The sequence below is a fragment of the Streptomyces sp. NPDC053541 genome (genome assembly GCF_044544705.1).
In the GTDB taxonomy this organism is placed as follows: Bacteria; Actinomycetota; Actinomycetes; order Streptomycetales; family Streptomycetaceae; genus Streptomyces.
Genome location: NZ_JBITXM010000006.1, coordinates 174,923 through 189,545 on the forward strand (window position 1 = coordinate 174,923; position 14,623 = coordinate 189,545).

Annotated in this window: 14 protein-coding genes; 11 read left to right on the forward strand and 3 right to left on the reverse strand. The window is 76.5% G+C overall.

Annotated elements, in window-relative coordinates:
• Positions 1–254 precede the first annotated feature (254 nt).
• The 5 genes from ACIGW2_RS17255 to ACIGW2_RS17275 all read left to right on the forward strand — a co-directional run bounded on the left by ACIGW2_RS17255 (position 255) and on the right by ACIGW2_RS17275 (position 5,689).
• Positions 255–1,163, forward strand: a complete 909-nt coding sequence (locus ACIGW2_RS17255) for a hypothetical protein (protein WP_391655236.1) — start codon at positions 255–257, stop codon at positions 1,161–1,163.
• Positions 1,147–2,460: a hypothetical protein gene (locus ACIGW2_RS17260; protein ID WP_399844291.1), complete on the forward strand. Its 1,314-nt coding sequence runs from the start codon at positions 1,147–1,149 to the stop codon at positions 2,458–2,460. The genes ACIGW2_RS17255 and ACIGW2_RS17260 overlap by 17 nt, the downstream gene beginning before the upstream one ends.
• A 71-nt stretch (positions 2,461–2,531) precedes the next feature.
• Complete coding sequence (locus ACIGW2_RS17265) at positions 2,532–3,443, forward strand: pseudouridine-5'-phosphate glycosidase (protein WP_391655234.1); 912 nt, start codon at positions 2,532–2,534, stop codon at positions 3,441–3,443.
• A gap of 56 nt (positions 3,444–3,499) precedes the next feature.
• Positions 3,500–4,384, forward strand: coding sequence for a carbohydrate kinase family protein (locus ACIGW2_RS17270; protein WP_391655233.1), 885 nt, complete (start codon positions 3,500–3,502; stop codon positions 4,382–4,384).
• 54 nt (positions 4,385–4,438) lie between these two features.
• On the forward strand, positions 4,439–5,689 hold the full coding sequence (locus tag ACIGW2_RS17275; protein ID WP_391655232.1) for an MFS transporter: 1,251 nt from the start codon (positions 4,439–4,441) through the stop codon (positions 5,687–5,689).
• 558 nt (positions 5,690–6,247) lie between these two features.
• On the opposite strand, the gene ACIGW2_RS17280 is transcribed toward ACIGW2_RS17275, so the two are convergent.
• Positions 6,248–6,886: a uridine kinase gene (locus ACIGW2_RS17280; RefSeq protein ID WP_361588704.1), complete on the reverse strand. Its 639-nt coding sequence runs from the start codon at positions 6,884–6,886 to the stop codon at positions 6,248–6,250.
• A 108-nt stretch (positions 6,887–6,994) separates the two neighbouring features.
• Between ACIGW2_RS17280 and ACIGW2_RS17285 the strand changes: the two genes are divergently transcribed.
• Together ACIGW2_RS17285 and ACIGW2_RS17290 are read left to right on the forward strand one after the other, a co-directional pair.
• Positions 6,995–7,783, forward strand: a complete 789-nt coding sequence (locus ACIGW2_RS17285; RefSeq protein WP_399844294.1) for an SDR family NAD(P)-dependent oxidoreductase — start codon at positions 6,995–6,997, stop codon at positions 7,781–7,783.
• A gap of 47 nt (positions 7,784–7,830) precedes the next feature.
• Positions 7,831–8,295: a MerR family transcriptional regulator gene (locus tag ACIGW2_RS17290; RefSeq protein WP_399844296.1), complete on the forward strand. Its 465-nt coding sequence runs from the start codon at positions 7,831–7,833 to the stop codon at positions 8,293–8,295.
• Between the two features lie 62 nt (positions 8,296–8,357).
• Here the strand turns inward: ACIGW2_RS17290 and ACIGW2_RS17295 are convergent, their stop codons facing one another.
• Complete coding sequence (locus ACIGW2_RS17295) at positions 8,358–9,005, reverse strand: winged helix-turn-helix transcriptional regulator (RefSeq protein WP_399844298.1); 648 nt, start codon at positions 9,003–9,005, stop codon at positions 8,358–8,360.
• Between the two features lie 84 nt (positions 9,006–9,089).
• Here ACIGW2_RS17295 and ACIGW2_RS17300 point away from each other — a divergent pair, with 84 nt between their 5' ends.
• The 3 genes from ACIGW2_RS17300 to ACIGW2_RS17310 all read left to right on the forward strand — a co-directional run bounded on the left by ACIGW2_RS17300 (position 9,090) and on the right by ACIGW2_RS17310 (position 11,624).
• Positions 9,090–10,301, forward strand: coding sequence for a pyridoxal phosphate-dependent aminotransferase (locus ACIGW2_RS17300; protein ID WP_361588712.1), 1,212 nt, complete (start codon positions 9,090–9,092; stop codon positions 10,299–10,301).
• 98 nt (positions 10,302–10,399) lie between these two features.
• Positions 10,400–10,858: a hypothetical protein gene (locus tag ACIGW2_RS17305; protein WP_391655228.1), complete on the forward strand. Its 459-nt coding sequence runs from the start codon at positions 10,400–10,402 to the stop codon at positions 10,856–10,858.
• A 106-nt stretch (positions 10,859–10,964) separates the two neighbouring features.
• A complete protein-coding gene (locus ACIGW2_RS17310) occupies positions 10,965–11,624 on the forward strand; it encodes a DUF2293 domain-containing protein (protein ID WP_399844301.1) in 660 nt (219 codons plus the stop codon).
• Between the two features lie 122 nt (positions 11,625–11,746).
• Here the strand turns inward: ACIGW2_RS17310 and ACIGW2_RS17315 are convergent, their stop codons facing one another.
• A complete protein-coding gene (locus ACIGW2_RS17315) occupies positions 11,747–12,532 on the reverse strand; it encodes a chaplin (protein WP_399844303.1) in 786 nt (261 codons plus the stop codon).
• Between the two features lie 637 nt (positions 12,533–13,169).
• On the opposite strand from ACIGW2_RS17315, the gene ACIGW2_RS17320 reads away from it, so the two are divergent.
• The gene (locus tag ACIGW2_RS17320) at positions 13,170–14,531 is read left to right on the forward strand and encodes a hypothetical protein (protein ID WP_399844305.1); all 1,362 of its coding nucleotides are present in this window, start codon (positions 13,170–13,172) and stop codon (positions 14,529–14,531) included.
• The last annotated feature ends 92 nt before the right edge of the window (positions 14,532–14,623 follow it).

Here is a 14,623-nt window from a genome sequence, read left to right on the forward strand (position 1 = left end):
CCGCAGGCGTGCCCACGCGCGCGTGAGGGTCCGCAAGCCCGGGGGCCGTGCCGAAACCCCGGAAACCCGCCGCCGGACGGACGGCGCCGCCGGGCGTCGCCGCTGGTCCGGAGCGGCGCCTTTGGTGGAGCCAATGTTGGTCCGGGGGATCACGTCGCGCCCCCTGGCAGTGCGGGTGCCGGGGCGTCACACTCCCCCCGAGCCACTCCCCCACGGGCTCACCCTCCCCCCTCACTCCCGGACAGGAGAGTGCGATGTCGGCCACCCCCACCCTGCTCCGTGCCGCCGTCCTCGGCGCGGCGGCCCTGCTCACCGCCGTCACGGCCGCGCCCGCCGCCACGGCCGCGGGATCCCGTCCCGAACCCGCCCCCGGCGCCGCCTACAAGGCCGCCCACGACACCCTCGGGCCACAGCGCCTGACGCCGGACCAGCTCCGGCTCGCCGCGACCAAGCAGGCCGCGGCCGCGAGAGCGTACGCGGAGGCGCGCGCCCGCGGCGCCCTGACCGTCCCCGACGCCACCGGCACCCTGGGCGCACCGGGCGCACCGGCCGCGACGGGCGCCTCGGCCGCGCTCGCCGGGTACAAGCTGTCCGGCGCGATCCACCAGTCGCAGCAGACCTCGTACTGGTGCGGCCCGGCCACCCTGGTCATCACCCAGTCCGCGCACGACGAGGTCGCCGGGCGTTCGCAGCGGGACGCGGCGACCCTGCTGAAGACGACCACGTCGGGCACGGCCTGGTACGGGATCGACATCAACGTGCCCTCGCCCACCGGCTATCCCATGGTCGACGCGCTGAACTACCGCCTGCCCGGCGCCGGTTACGTGCCCAAGGCACTGCCGTACACCCCCACCGCGACCGACAAGACCGCCTTCAGGCAGCACATCACGCACAACACCGACAACGACTACGCCATCGCCGGCAACGCCTGGGAGGTGCCCGGCGGGCCGCACCTGGTGGGGCACCCCAACATCGAGATCTTCCACTGGGTCGCGATCGACGGCTACAACACGGACACCGCCGCCGCCGAGGTGAACTACCTGGACCCGGTCGGCGGGGTGAGCACCAGCGTCATCTCCTGGGCGGGTCCGGTCCCCAAGTCCGCGCACATCTCCTCCGACACCCTGACCACGATCATGGGCGGCCGTGGCTACGTCTGGTAGCTCCGGGACCCGCCGGTCGCGCGCCTCGGCCCTGCTCCTGGCGGGCGCCCTCCTCGCGGGGTGCTCGCCGGGGGCCGGGCGGGGGGACGGCCCGCCGCCGGACCGGCCCGCGGACCGCCCGGCACCCCGGGCCGCGGTGCGGGCCGCCGCGGCCTGCGAGGTGCCGCTGCCGGAGTCCTGGCAGCGGGCCTTCGCGGCCGGCGAGTACCGGGCGCCCGCCGGGCAGCGCGCCGTCCTGGTGGACACCGGCCCCGGCTGGACCGCCCTCCAGCTCACCGGGGGCGGCACCGGATCCGGGGGCGGGCGGCGGGCGGCGCTGGTACCGGGCCGCGGGGGCGCGCCGCGCACCCTGCTGCGGTTCGCCGATCCCGTCGAGCACCAGCTGCTCGCGGCCGACCACGACGGGCGCCGCTGGGCCGCCTTCGCGGTCCTGGAGGGCCGGACCCTCGACAGCCCGTGGAGCCTGTACGTGTGGGACGCGGCGACCGGCAGGACCCGGCGGCTCGCCCGCGCCGACCGGCCGGGTCCGCTGCCGCGCCCCGTGGTCCGGGACGGCACCGTGGTCTGGGCACAGGGCACGGGCGGAGGCCGGGCCACGGTGTTCGCCGCACCGGCCGCCGGCGGGCCCACGCGCGCGTGGCGCACGGCGGTCCTGGACACGCCGTTCGCGGCGGGCGGCCTGCTGGTGTGGCGGGAGGCGGCCGGCGGGCACACCCGGCCGGTGGCGGTCGCCCTGACCGACGGGCGCCCGGCCGCGCTGCCCGCGCCGATCGCCGCCCTGCGCGACGTGCGCGCCCTGGTGTCCGACGGCACCACGTGGGCGTGGGTGGCGGGCGAGACCGCGCCCCGGCTGATGGTCTGGCGCCCGGGCGAGGCCCGGCCGTTCGCCGCCGTGACCGCCTCCCCGGCCGTGGACGGCATGGACCAGCTGCGGATCGCGGGCCGGCTCGTCACCTGGCGCACGCCGGAGACCTCGTACGCCCTCGACCTCGGGAGCCCGGGCGGCCCCGCCGCCGACGCGGGTTCGGGCCCGGGATCGGGTTCGGGACCGGGCCAGGGCTCGGGCTCGGGACCGGGCCAGGGCTCGGGTTCCGTCTTGGGTTCGAGTCCCGCCTCGGGTTCGGGTTCCGCCTCGGGTTCGTACGCGCGGATCACTCCCCCGTACGGCTACGCCGCCGCCTCCGGGAACGCGCTGGCCCTCGCGTACAGCGTCGGCAACGCCAAGACCCCCGGCGCGCGCCCGGTGATCCGGGTGGTGGACGCGGCCCGGCTGCCCGCGCTGCCGCCCTGTGGCTGAAGTGCGCCGGGTCCGGCGGCCGTCTCCGACGGCGAGGTTTGCGGGGCGCGGCGCCGCGCCAGAGATCCTCCATGTCCACACAGGTGTCCGAAGAGGTACGTGAGGCGCTCGACGCGGGGCGCCCGGTCGTCGCGCTCGAGTCGACGATCATCGCCCACGGTCTGCCGCGGCCGCGCAACCTGGCGGTGGCCCGGGAGCTGGAGGACCTGGTCCGGGAGGGCGGGGCGGTGCCGGCGACGATCGCGGTGCTGGACGGGGTCGCCCGGATCGGCCTCGACGCCGCCGCGCTCGCCCGGATCGCCGAGGACCCCTCGGTGCGCAAGCTCGGCCACCGCGATCTGGCGCCGGCGCTCGCGAGCGGCGCCTCGGGCGCGACGACGGTCTCGGCGACCGCCTGGCTGGCCGAGTCCGCGGGCCTGCGGGTGTTCGCGACCGGCGGCCTCGGCGGGGTGCACCGGGAATGGACCGAGACCCAGGACGAGTCGGCGGACCTGCGGCTCCTCGCCGAGGTCGGCGTCACCGTGGTGTGCGCGGGCGTGAAGTCCATCCTCGACGTGCCGGCCACCCTGCAGCGTCTGGAGACCCTCGGGGTGACCGTGCTCGGCTACGGCACGGAGACGTTCCCCGGCTTCTACCTGTCCTCCTCCGGCGAGCGCGTGGACTGGACCGTGCGCACCCCGGCGGAGGCGGCCCGGGTGATGCGCGCCCGGGACGAGCTCGGCGGTCCGCGCGGCGCCCTGATCGTCGCCAACCCCGTCCCGCCCGGGCAGCAGCTGGACCCGGCCCTGCACGACCGGGTCCTCGCCTCGGGCCTGGCGGCGGCGCGCGAGAAGGGCATCACGGGACAGGCCGTGACGCCGTTCCTCCTCGAATACCTGACGGTCCACACGGAGGGCGCGTCCCTGGAGGCCAACCTGGCGGCGGTACGGGGCAACGTCGCGCTCGCCGCCCGCATCGCCGCCGCCGACCGCGAGCCGGCGTGAGGGGGACGGGAGCCGGGTCCGGGTCCGGGTCCCGGCCGGAGCGGGGGGCGCTGCTCGTGGTCGGGGACGTCGTCACGGACGTGGTCGCCCGGCACGGGGAGCCGCTCGCGGTGGGCACCGACACGGCGGCCCGGATCCGCACGCTGCCCGGCGGGGCGGGGGCGAACGTGGCGTGCTGGGCGGCGCGTTCGGGCTGCGCCGACGTGCGGCTCCTGGCCCGGATCGGCACCGACGCGGCCACCTGGCACGAGCGGGCGCTGCGCGCGGCGGGCGTCCGGCCGCTGCTCGTACGGGACCCGGAGGCGCCGACGGCGACGGTGATCGCCCTGGTCGGGGCGGACGCCGAGCGCACCTTCCTCACGGACAGCGGGGCGGCGCTGCGCCTCGCGCCCGGCGACTGGTCACCGGATTTCCTGGACGGGGTCGCCCGCGTGCACCTGTCCGGCTACCTCTTCTTCGCCGGGCAGAGCCGCGCCACCGCCGCCCTGGTGCTGCGCGAGGCGCGCGCGGCGGGCGTCCCGGTGAGCGTGGACCCCGCATCGGCCGGCTTCCTCGCCGGTCTCGGCGCCGAGGCCTTCCTCGCGGCGACGGCCGGGGCCGCCTGTCTGCTGCCCAACGCCGACGAGGCGCGCTTCCTGACCGGCCACCGGGACCCGGCCGGGGCCGCTGCCGCGCTGAGCCGGCACTACCCCCTGGTCGCCGTCACCCTCGGCGCCGCCGGTGCCGTCCTCGCCGCCGGCGGACGGGTCACCGCCCGCGTGCCCTCCCCGGCGGCCGTCCCGCTCGACACCACGGGCGCCGGCGACGCCTTCACCGGCGCCTTCCTCGCCGCCCTCCACACCGGCGCCTCCCCCACGCGCGCGGCCGCGGCGGGCTGCGCGGCCGGGGCCCGGGCGGTGACGACGGTGGGCGGCCGCCCCGGCGGCGCGGGCCCGGGGTGACCCCGATTCCCGTACCACCGCGGCCAGTTCGGACTCGCTGTTAGCCTGCGCACCATGATCAAGGGTGACGTGCTGGGGCGCATGGGCCGGATGGCCGGGGACAGCGGGCCGGAGCGCGTGCTGGTCGCCGCCAGTTTCGTCAACCGGGTCGGCAACGGTCTGTTCAACGCGGCGTCGGCGCTCTACTTCACCCTGGTCGTGGGCCTGCCCGCGGCGCAGGTCGGCGGCGCGCTCACCATCGCCGGGGTGATCGGCCTGTGTGCGGGGATACCCGGGGGCCATCTCGCCGACCGGCGCGGCGCACGCGTGATCATGATGGTGGCCCTCGCGGTCCAGGCGGTGTCGATGGCGGCCCTCGTCCTCGTCGAGAGCTGGGCCGCGCTCACGATCATCGCGACGGTCGACCAGATCGCCGCGGCGGTCGGCGGGGCGGCCTGGGGGGCGCTGGTGGCCCGGGTCGGGGGCGAGCGCCCGGCCAGGTTCCGGGCGAAGCTGCGCACCTTCGTCAACCTGGGCGTCATCCTGGGAACGGTGGGCGCCGGACTGGCGCTGGCCGCGGGCACCCGCGCCGCCTACGTCACGCTGATCCTCGGCAACGCGGCGAGCTTCGCCCTGTGCGCGGTGCTGCTGCTCCTGCTGCCCCGCTATCCGGTGCTGCCGGCCCCGCCGCGGCAGCGGCGCTGGCTGGTCTTCGCGGACCGTCCGTTCCTGGCGTTCACCGCCCTCTACGGGGCGATGGGGCTCCAGTACCCGGTGGTCTCGCTGCTCCTGCCGATCTGGATCGCCGAGCACACCGCGACCCCGCGCTGGGCGGTGGCCGCCCTGTTCGGGGTCAACTCCGCCTTCTGCGTCCTGATGCAGACCCGGATCGGCTCGCGCATCGAGAGCCCGTACGACGGCGGCAGGGCGTTCCGCACGGCGGGACTGCTCTTCCTCCTCAGCTGCCCGATGATGGCGCTGGCGGCGTACGCCCCCGTCTGGGGCGCGGCGGGACTGGTCCTGGCGGCGGTCTTCGTCCACAGCCTGGGCGAGGTCTGGGAGTCCTCGGCGTGCTTCGCCCTGGGTTTCGGTCTCGCCCCCGACCACGCCCAGGGCCAGTACCAGGGCGTCCTCGGCCTCGGCTTCAACGCGGGCCAGGCCCTCGCCCCCGCGATCCTCACCACGGTGGTGCTGGGCCTCGGCACGACGGGGTGGCTGCTGCTGGCGCTGTTCTTCGCGGCACTGGGCGCCACCGGCCCCGCCCTTGCCCGCTGGGGCATGCGGACCCGGCCGCAGCCGGGCGCCGTCGCGGAAGCGACGGTCTGACACACGCGGGCAGGTCCGAAGGTCGCCTCTTTCGGATCAGGCCGGATCTGGGGGCACCTCCCGTGCCCGAAGGACGACGGGTGGAGAGCGGCGTCCGGTGCATGGGGGCTCCCCGGGCCCGCCAGGGCCGAGGGTCGGGGCCTCCCCGAGCCCGCCAGGCCTAGGGTCGGGGCCTCCCCAGGCCCACCAGGGCCGAGGGTCGGGGCCTCCCCGAGCCCGCCAGGGCCCAGGGCCGGGGCCTCCCCAGGCCCACCAGGCCCAAGGCTGGGATCTCCCTAGGCCCGCCAGGGCCCAGGGCCGGGGCCTCCCCAAGCCCACCAAGGCCCAGGGGAAGCATCGCAAGGCGGAGGCGGGGGCGCCTCCCCGGCCGCCAGGCCGAGGGGGCGGAAGCGATGCGATGGGGGTGCCCCGGGCGATACCCAGCGGGCCATCGGCGACCGGCGACAACACGACGAGGCACGGCACCGGGGGCACTCCCCCAGGCTCCACCGGGGGCACCCCCACCCGGGCGAAGCCCCGGGGGAGTCGCGAACCCGGCCATGATCCGCCGGACCGGCCCTAGCGGTCCCGCCACCCCGTCCAGGCCGGGCGGCGGGCGTCGTCCGCGCGGATGACGGCGTCGGCGGCGTCGGCGGGGCCCACCTCCGACTCGTACCGCGCGAACGCGGGCAGCGTCCAGGACTGTTCGGTGCGGCGGGCCAGCGCGCCCGGGGACAGGCGGAGGTGGAGCTTCAGGTCGAAGGGGTACCAGTGGCCGAGCAGGAACGGGCCGTGCAGCAGCAGGACGCCGCCCGGCGGCAGGGGCACGGCGGGGCTGCGGGTGGCGCGGTCGGTGACCGGGTTCCACAGGTCGGGCAGCACCCGCCCGCTGCCGCCCGGCTCCAGCGGGCCGAACACCTCGCGCCACAGCGCGCCCGTGTCGTACCAGTCGGAGTAGTACGCGTCGGGGTCCTGCTTGCCGTGCTCGAACCGCAGCGAACGGGGGCGCAGGAAGCCGTCGGTCGCGACGACCAGCACCGAGCGCCCGCGCAGCCGCAGCACCGCCGCCACGCGCTCGGCGAACTCCCCGCCCGGCGCGGCCGGGGCGCCGTCGACGCCCACCTTGAGCCAGTCGCTGCCGTCCCCGGGCTCCGCCCGGTCGAGGCGGTCGGCCACGGTGTCGGCCAGCCGCTCCCAGCTGATCGCTTGGAATCGCATCCGTCCCATCCTGCCGTACCGGCGCCGCCGGGCGCCGACGGGCGCCGTGCAGGATTCCGGTGCCCGGGCTTGACCTTGCCGCTGGCGGCAGGGTTCGAGGCTCTTCCCATGAACCACGACAACGACCTCGGCACGAACCACGCGAACGACCCCGGCGCCCGGCGCGTCGTCGTCGTGACCGGCGCCGGCACCGGCATCGGGCGGGCCGCCGCACGGGCCTTCGCCCGGCAGGGCGCGACCGTCCTCGCCGTGGGGCGGCGCCCGGGGCCGCTCGACGAGACGGCCGCCGGCCTCCCGTCGGTCCGCCCGCTCGTCGCCGACGTCACCGACCCCGACGCGCCCGCGGCGATCGTGCGCGCCGCCCTCGACACGTACGGGCGGCTCGACGTCCTCGTCAACAACGCGGGCATCGCCACCGGCGGCCCGCTCGGCAGCCTCGACCGGGCGGTGCTGGGCCCGCTCGTGGAGACCAACCTGCTCGCCCCGGTACTGCTGACGCAGGCCGCGCTCGACGCGCTGGCCGCGTCCGGCGGCGGGGTGGTCGTCAATGTGACGACGACGATCGGGCAGCGCGGCTGGCCGAACAACTCGTTCTACCCGGCGACCAAGAGCGCCCTGGAGACCCTGACCCGCTGCTGGGCGCTGGAGCTGGCGCCGCGCGGGATCCGGGTGGTGGCGGTCGCGCCCGGCGCGATCGAGACGCCGATCGGCGAGCACGCCGGCCTGACGCCGGAGCGGCGCCGCGCCGTGCGCGCGTGGCAGGCGGCGCACACCCCGCTGGGGCGGATCGGGCGGCCGGAGGAGGTGGCCTGGGCGATCACGTCCCTCGCCTCGCCGGACGCCTCCTATCTGACCGGCACGGTGCTCCCCGTCGACGGGGGTGCGCTGGTCACCTGAGTCGGCGGCCCCCGGCGCGTGGTACGAAGGCGTGCGGAGGTGGGGGCTTGCGGATCGGTGAACTGGCCCGGCGGACCGGCACGACGGCCCGCGCGCTGCGGCACTACGAGGCGGCGGGGCTGATCTCCTCGGCGCGCGCCGCCAACGGCTACCGGGTGTACGAGGAGACGGCGGTGGTGCGGGTGGCGAACATCCGCCATCTGCTCGCCGCGGGGCTGACCCTGGAGGACGTGGCGGCGTTCGAGCCCTGCCTGGACGGGAACGTGCCCGCGGCGGCGCCGTCGCCGCGCGGTCTGGCCATCGCCCGGGAGCGGCTCGCGGTCCTGGAGGCGCGGATCGCGGCCCAGACGGCGGCCCGGGACCGCCTCGCCGCCGCCCTGGCGGCCCATCCGGCGCCGAACGACCCGGGCGGGCCGAACGACCCGGGCAACCCGGGCAACCCGAGCGACGCAAGCGGGGCGAGTGAGGCGAGCGAGCCGAGCGGCGACCCGGCCGCCTCCCCCCGCCCCTGACCGGGCCTGGGGTCTGTCCTCCCGGCTGTCCGGGGCCCGGCCCTCGGCGACGGGGAAACCGCCTACGCGCGCCCGGCGGACACCTCTTCGCTCAGCTCCGCCCGCCCCGACTCGACCGCCTCCGCGAGGGTCAGTCCGCCCTCCGCGAGCTCCCGGCAGGTGGCGACGTCGGTGCGCAGCCGCACCTCCGCGTCGGCGGCCGGCCCGTCCCCGTACGCGAACCGGCCGTCCTCCCCGCACCGTACGTGGAACTCCCCCTGGTCCAGGGCGACATGGACGACCTTCGCGCCGAGCCCCGCGAGGGCGTCGAGCAGCGGGACGGCGAACCAGTGGGCGCGGACGGCGTCGGTGGGGCGCGGCTCGCCGAGGGCCGGTGCGCCCCAGGCGGCCAGGGCGCGCAGCACGGGCAGCAGTTCGCGGCCGCGGTCGGTGAGTTCGTAGACGTACGCGGAGACCGGCGGCGGCAGCTTGCGGCGGCTCACCAGGTCGTTGCCCTCCATGTCCTTGAGCCGCCCGGCGAGCATGTCGGTGCTGACGCCGGGGAGGTCGGCGTGCAGGTCGGTGTAGCGGCGCGGCCCGGCGAGGAGTTCGCGGACGATCAGCAGGGTCCACCGGTCGCCGACCGCGTCGAGGGCGCGCGCTGCGGCGCAGTACTGGTCGTAGCTCCGGCGGCGGGACGGGGGGCGCGGCGGTCGCGACTGGGCTGGCATGTGACGCAGTCTAGACATGTTGTTGGACTTTCCAAGCTCGAACTTGGTAAAACCAAGCATCAACACTTCTGGGGAGGTCGGCGCATGGAGTTCCGGCAGTCGAGCAAGCTGAGCGAGGTCTGCTACGAGATCCGCGGGCCGGTCATCGAGCAGGCCAACGCCCTGGAGGAGGCGGGCCACAGCGTGCTGCGCCTCAACACCGGCAACCCCGCGCTCTTCGGCTTCGAGGCGCCCGAGGAGATCGTCCAGGACATGATCCGGATGCTCCCCCGGGCGCACGGCTACACCGACTCCCGCGGCATCCTCTCCGCCCGCCGCGCGGTCGCCCAGCGCTACCAGTCGATGGGCCTGACGGAGGTGGACGTCGACGACGTCTACCTCGGCAACGGCGTCTCCGAGCTCATCTCGATGGCCACCCAGGCGCTCCTGGAGGACGGCGACGAGGTGCTGATCCCGGCCCCCGACTACCCGCTGTGGACCGCCGCCACCACCCTCGCGGGCGGCAGGCCGGTGCACTACGTGTGCGACGAGTCGGCCGACTGGTACCCCGACCTCGACGACATGGCCTCGAAGATCACCGACCGCACCAAGGCCGTGGTCGTGATCAACCCCAACAACCCCACCGGCGCGGTCTATCCGAAGGAGATCGTCGAGGGCATCCTCGACCTGGCCCGCCGGCACGGCCTGATGGTCTTCTCCGACGAGATCTACGACCGGATCGTCTACGACGACGCCGTGCACCACCCCACCGCCTCGCTCGCCCCCGACCTGGTCGTCCTCACCTTCGGCGGCCTCTCCAAGACCTACCGGGTGGCCGGCTTCCGCTCCGGCTGGCTGGTCGTCACCGGCCCCAAGGAGCACGCCGCGAACTACCTGGAGGGCCTGACCATGCTGGCCTCCATGCGCCTGTGCCCCAACGCCCCCGCGCAGTACGCCATCCAGGCCGCGCTCGGGGGCCGGCAGTCCATCCACGAGCTCACCGCCCCCGGCGGCCGCCTGCGCGAGCAGCGCGACCTGGCCTGGCGCCGGCTGAACGAGATCCCCGGCGTCAGCTGCGTCAAGCCGCAGGGCGCGCTCTACGCCTTCCCGCGCCTCGACCCGAAGGTGTACCCGATCCACGACGACGAGAAGTTCGTCCTGGACCTGCTGCTGCGGGAGAAGATCCAGGTGGTGCAGGGCACCGGCTTCAACTGGCCGCACCCGGACCACTTCCGCATCCTCACCCTGCCGTACGCCGACGACCTGGACGCCGCCATCAGCCGCATCGGCCGCTTCCTCGCCGGCTACCGGCAGTAGGGCACCCGCGGCACCCACGCCCCGTGCTCCTGCGATGATCTGACGGACCGTCGCGGGAGCGAGCACGAGCGAGCAGGAGTGGAAGGGGCGAGTCCGTCATGGATGCCGCGCTGATAGCCGTCGTCGGAACGCTGCTGGGTGTCGTGGCCACCCACTGGTTCCAGGGCCGCGCCGCCGAGCGCACCGCCGCGCTGGCCCGGACCGAGCAGCTGCGGCAGGAACGGATCGCGACCTACAGCGCCTTTGCCGGCGCCGTCGTCGACTACCGGCAGAGCCAGAACGACCGCTGGTTCCGCGCCCGTCTGGAGCCCGGCACCGAGCAGGCCGAGCAGTCCCGCCTCGCCTCGTACCGGCAGCGCACCACGGCCCGGCAGGCGCTGTTCCGGGTCCAACTGGTCTGCGACGACCCGGAGACCCGACGGCTCGCCGAGGCCGCCTTCGAGCGCACCCACTGCATGCACGAGGCCGCCGACGACGCCGAGCGCGTCCGCCGCTCCGACGAGGCCAAGGCGGCCCTGGCCCGGTTCGTCGAGGCCGCGGCGCCCGGCGTGCGCTGACCCCGCGTGCGCTGACCCCGGCGTGCCCTGATCCCGGCGTCCGCCGACCCGGCCCCGCACCGGTGGGCCGGGGATGCGCCGGGGCGCCCGCGGGTAGAACACCGGCGTGGAACTCGTCGCCCCCGTCGTGGTCGAACCGCTCCGGCGGCGCCGCTGTTCGGAATGCCGCCGGGGCCCCCTGGAACGCATGATCGTCGAGTTCAACGCGCCCGTGTGCCTGGACTGCGCCGACCTCGGACACCTCGTCTTCCTGCGCCGCGGCGACACCGCGCTCACCCGGCGGGCCCGCGAGGGCAGTGGCCTGTGGGCCGTGGTGGTACGGCACAACCGGCGCCGCACCCGTTACGAGCGCCAGGGCCTGCTCGTCGAGGAGGCGGCGCTGGCCCGGGCGGAGGCCGCCTGCCTCGCGGACGCCGAGGCCCGGGCGCGCCGCCGGGCCCGCGACGCGGAGCGCAGGGCGGAGCGGGACGCGCAGGTCACGGCGGCCCTGGAGGCGGAGATCCGGCGCCTGTTCCCGGGCTGCCCGGCCGAACGCGCGCAGCGGATCGCCGCGCACGCCTCGGCCAAGGGCAGCGGCCGGGTGGGGCGCACGGCGGCCGGCCGGGCCCTCGACCCGGGCGCGGTCACGGCCGCGGTGCGGGCCGCCGTACGCCATGTCGACACCGACTACGACGCGCTGCTGATGTCCGGGGTGCCCCGGCACCAGGCGCGGGCGCGGATCGCGCCGACCGTCGAGACGGTGCTCCGGTCCTGGCGGGCGGGCTGAGGGGCGCGGCGACGCGACGCCCTGAACTCGGCCCGGTGGCCCGCCCGGATCCCCTGTGCCCCCGTGGGCCCGTGGGCCCGCGGTGAGCGGTGGCCGGTGGCCGGTGGCCGGTGACCCCGGGGTCAGGCCTGGTCGGCCGCGCGCCGGGCCCGACGGTAGAGGAGCGCGCCGCCGAGCAGCAGCGCGGCACTGGCCGGGGCGGCGATGCCCAGCGAGTCGGCGCCGGTGCTGGCGAGCTGGACCTTGGTCGACTGCGGGACGGGGCCCTGCTCGTGGCTCGGGGCCGGCGGCAGGTTGCGCACGGGGGTCGGGGGGTGCGGGGTCGGGGTCTCCGGCTCCTCGCACTCCTCCTCCGGCGGCGTCGACTCGTTGACCGAGGTGTTGCCGGTGACGGGGTTGCCGATGCCGACCACGTTCAGCGAGTTGCCGCTGAGGTTGACCGGGAGGTCGACCGGCAGCTGGAGCCCGTTGCCGGACAGGACGCCCGGGGAGCCCGCGGTGCGGCTGTCGGCGCTCGCGCCGCCCCCGTTGTGGGCGCCGCCCGAGGCGGCTCCGTCGCCCCCGCGGGTGCCGGAGTCCGGCGTGGCGGCCCGCGGGGTGCCGGGCAGGTCCTTGTGGGCCGAGCCGCCGGTGCGGGCGCCGGAGTCCCCGGCCCCGGCCCCGCCGGAGGTGTTGGCACAGCTGTTGCCGGCCGCCGGGTTGAGCAGCCCGACGACGTTGACGGTGTTGCCGCAGACGTTCACGGGCACGTGCACCGGCAGCTGAACCGTGTTGCCGGAGCCGACGCCCGGCGAACCGACCGCCGCGCCCTGGGCCGCGGAGTCGGCGTGCGCGGCGCCCGCCGACAGCGCGAGCGCGCCGCCGGTGACCAACAGTGTGGCCAGACCACTTCGGCGAGTGTGCCTCATGGTTTCCTGCCTTCCGGATGACTTCACGGGCACTCGCCCGTACCCGAAATAACGCCGTCCGCGAGGCGGCCGGATCCGGCGCTCCCCCTCTTTCACTCCAACGAGGGAGTGTGCGAAGGGCGATCATGCCCCGACGTGGGACGTTGCCGGTGGGCTACGGTGGCGCGGGAGGGGGGCGAGATGACCGTGGGGCAGGAGAGGCTGCGGGTGCCGGTGGGGCGCGACGCGGCGCGCTGGCGGACCCGGGGGACCACGCGCACGGTGCTCTTCGTCGTCCACAACGTCACCTCGGCGACCCGACTGCTGGACGTCCTCCCCCTGTTCGACGACGCCGCGGACGTGCAGACCCTCGCGACCTGCACCGGTTCCTCGCCGTTCCTGGCCGGGGTGGACGCGCTCCTGGACGAGGTCGGGCTGCCGGTGCTGCCCTGGGAGCAGGCGAAGGAGCTGGCGGCGGCGGGCGGTGTGGACCTCGCGATCAGCGCCAGCTACGGCGGGGAACTCCAGGTGTTCTCAAGGAAGTTGACCATCCTCTCACACGGCGCGGGATACAATAAGAGGCTGGCGACACCGGACACCGGACACCGGACACCGGACACCGGACACCGGAGTCGGGAGCGGGAGCGAGGGGCGGGGCGTGGCGCCCGTGTTCGGGATGGCGCCCGACTGGCTGCTGCACGAGGGCGCACCGCTCGCCGCGGCGACCGTGCTCTCCCACCCCGAACAGCTCGAACGGCTGCGCCGGGCCTGCCCCGAGGCCGCGGAGACGGCCGTCCTCGCCGGTGACCCCTGCTTCGACCGGATGCTCGCGCTCCGCCGCCGCAGGCCGGCGCTGCGGCGCGCGTTCGGCGCGGGCGACGGACGCCGGCTCGTCGTCCTGAACTCCACCTGGGGCCGCTCCTCCCTCTTCGGCTCCGACGCGTTCCCGGCCCTGCTGCGGGAGCTGACCGAGACCCTGCCGGTGGACGAGTACCGGCTGTGCGCCGTGCTGCACCCCAACATCGGGTACGGGCACGGTCCCGGCCGGCTGCGCGCCTGGCTGCGCCGGGCCGCCGCCTCCGGGCTCACCCCGGTCGACCCGCTGGGCCCCTGGCGGCAGGCGGTCGCCGCGGCCGACTGCGTCATCGGCGACCACGGCTCGGTCACCTACTACGCCGCCGCCCTCGGCGTGCCCGTGCTGCTCGGCAGCTTCGCGGAACGGGACCTCGACCCGGACTCGCCGGTCGCCGCGCTCGGCCGGGCCGCGCCCCGGCTGCGGCCCGGGACGCCGCTGCGGACCCAGATCGACGCCGTGATCGACGGGCACGTGCCCGGGCGGTACGACGGGTTCGCGGCGCTCGCCAGCTCGGACCCGGGCGGTTCGGCGCGGCTGCTGCGGAGCCTGTTCCACTCCTTCCTGGCCCTCCCCGAGCCCGCCCGGCCGGCCGCGCTCCCGCCGCTGCCGGTCCCGGGCACCGCCCCGGGCGGGCCCCCGCCGGGAACCCCGGAGCTGCTCGCCCCGCTCAGGGTGCTCACCCGCGTGGTCGCGGACGCCCCGCCCGAGGTGGCCGTGACCCGCTGGGCCGACCCGTCCGCCGAACCGGCGGGCCCGGACGCCGAGGCGGCCGAGGGCGCCCACACGGTGGTGGACGAGGACACCCCGGACACGAGCCGGCTGGCGCTCGCGGACCTGGTCACCGACCGCAGCCTGGCCGGCGACCCGCCGGGCCCGCGCGCCGCGGAGCTGCTCGCCGCCCACCCGTACGCCGCCCTCGCCGCCGTCCGCACCGGCCCCGGCCGCTGCCTGGTCCGCGACCGCGCCGGCACCCAGCTCGCCCTCACGGCCCTCCCCCGCCCCGACGGCTTCCCCGACCCCTGCGACCCCTTCGCGTACGCCTCCGCCGTCCTCGCCTGGCACACCGGCGGCCACCCGCTCACCACCCTGACGGAGCGCGGCCCCCTCGTGGTGACGACGGGCCGGGTGCGCCACCGCGTGGCGGTACGGGTGGTTCCCGCCTAGGCGTCTCTTCCGGATCCTGCCGGGCTCCCGACTCCCCCAGAGCTTCGCCCGGGTGGGGGTGCCTCCGGAGGAGCCTGGGGCCCCAGAACCGC

Bases quoted from the DNA above. Each gene is read 5' to 3' on its own strand.
- ACIGW2_RS17285 (WP_399844294.1), top strand. From the start codon at position 6,995: ATGAACCACGACAACGACCTCGGCACGAACCACGCGAACGACCCCGGC.
- ACIGW2_RS17295 (WP_399844298.1), bottom strand. From the start codon at position 9,005: ATGCCAGCCCAGTCGCGACCGCCGCGCCCCCCGTCCCGCCGCCGGAGC.
- ACIGW2_RS17300 (WP_361588712.1), top strand. From the start codon at position 9,090: ATGGAGTTCCGGCAGTCGAGCAAGCTGAGCGAGGTCTGCTACGAGATC.
- ACIGW2_RS17275 (WP_391655232.1), top strand. From the start codon at position 4,439: ATGATCAAGGGTGACGTGCTGGGGCGCATGGGCCGGATGGCCGGGGAC.
- ACIGW2_RS17315 (WP_399844303.1), bottom strand. From the start codon at position 12,532: ATGAGGCACACTCGCCGAAGTGGTCTGGCCACACTGTTGGTCACCGGC.
- ACIGW2_RS17255 (WP_391655236.1), top strand. From the start codon at position 255: ATGTCGGCCACCCCCACCCTGCTCCGTGCCGCCGTCCTCGGCGCGGCG.
- ACIGW2_RS17305 (WP_391655228.1), top strand. From the start codon at position 10,400: ATGGATGCCGCGCTGATAGCCGTCGTCGGAACGCTGCTGGGTGTCGTG.
- ACIGW2_RS17280 (WP_361588704.1), bottom strand. From the start codon at position 6,886: ATGCGATTCCAAGCGATCAGCTGGGAGCGGCTGGCCGACACCGTGGCC.
- ACIGW2_RS17265 (WP_391655234.1), top strand. From the start codon at position 2,532: ATGTCCACACAGGTGTCCGAAGAGGTACGTGAGGCGCTCGACGCGGGG.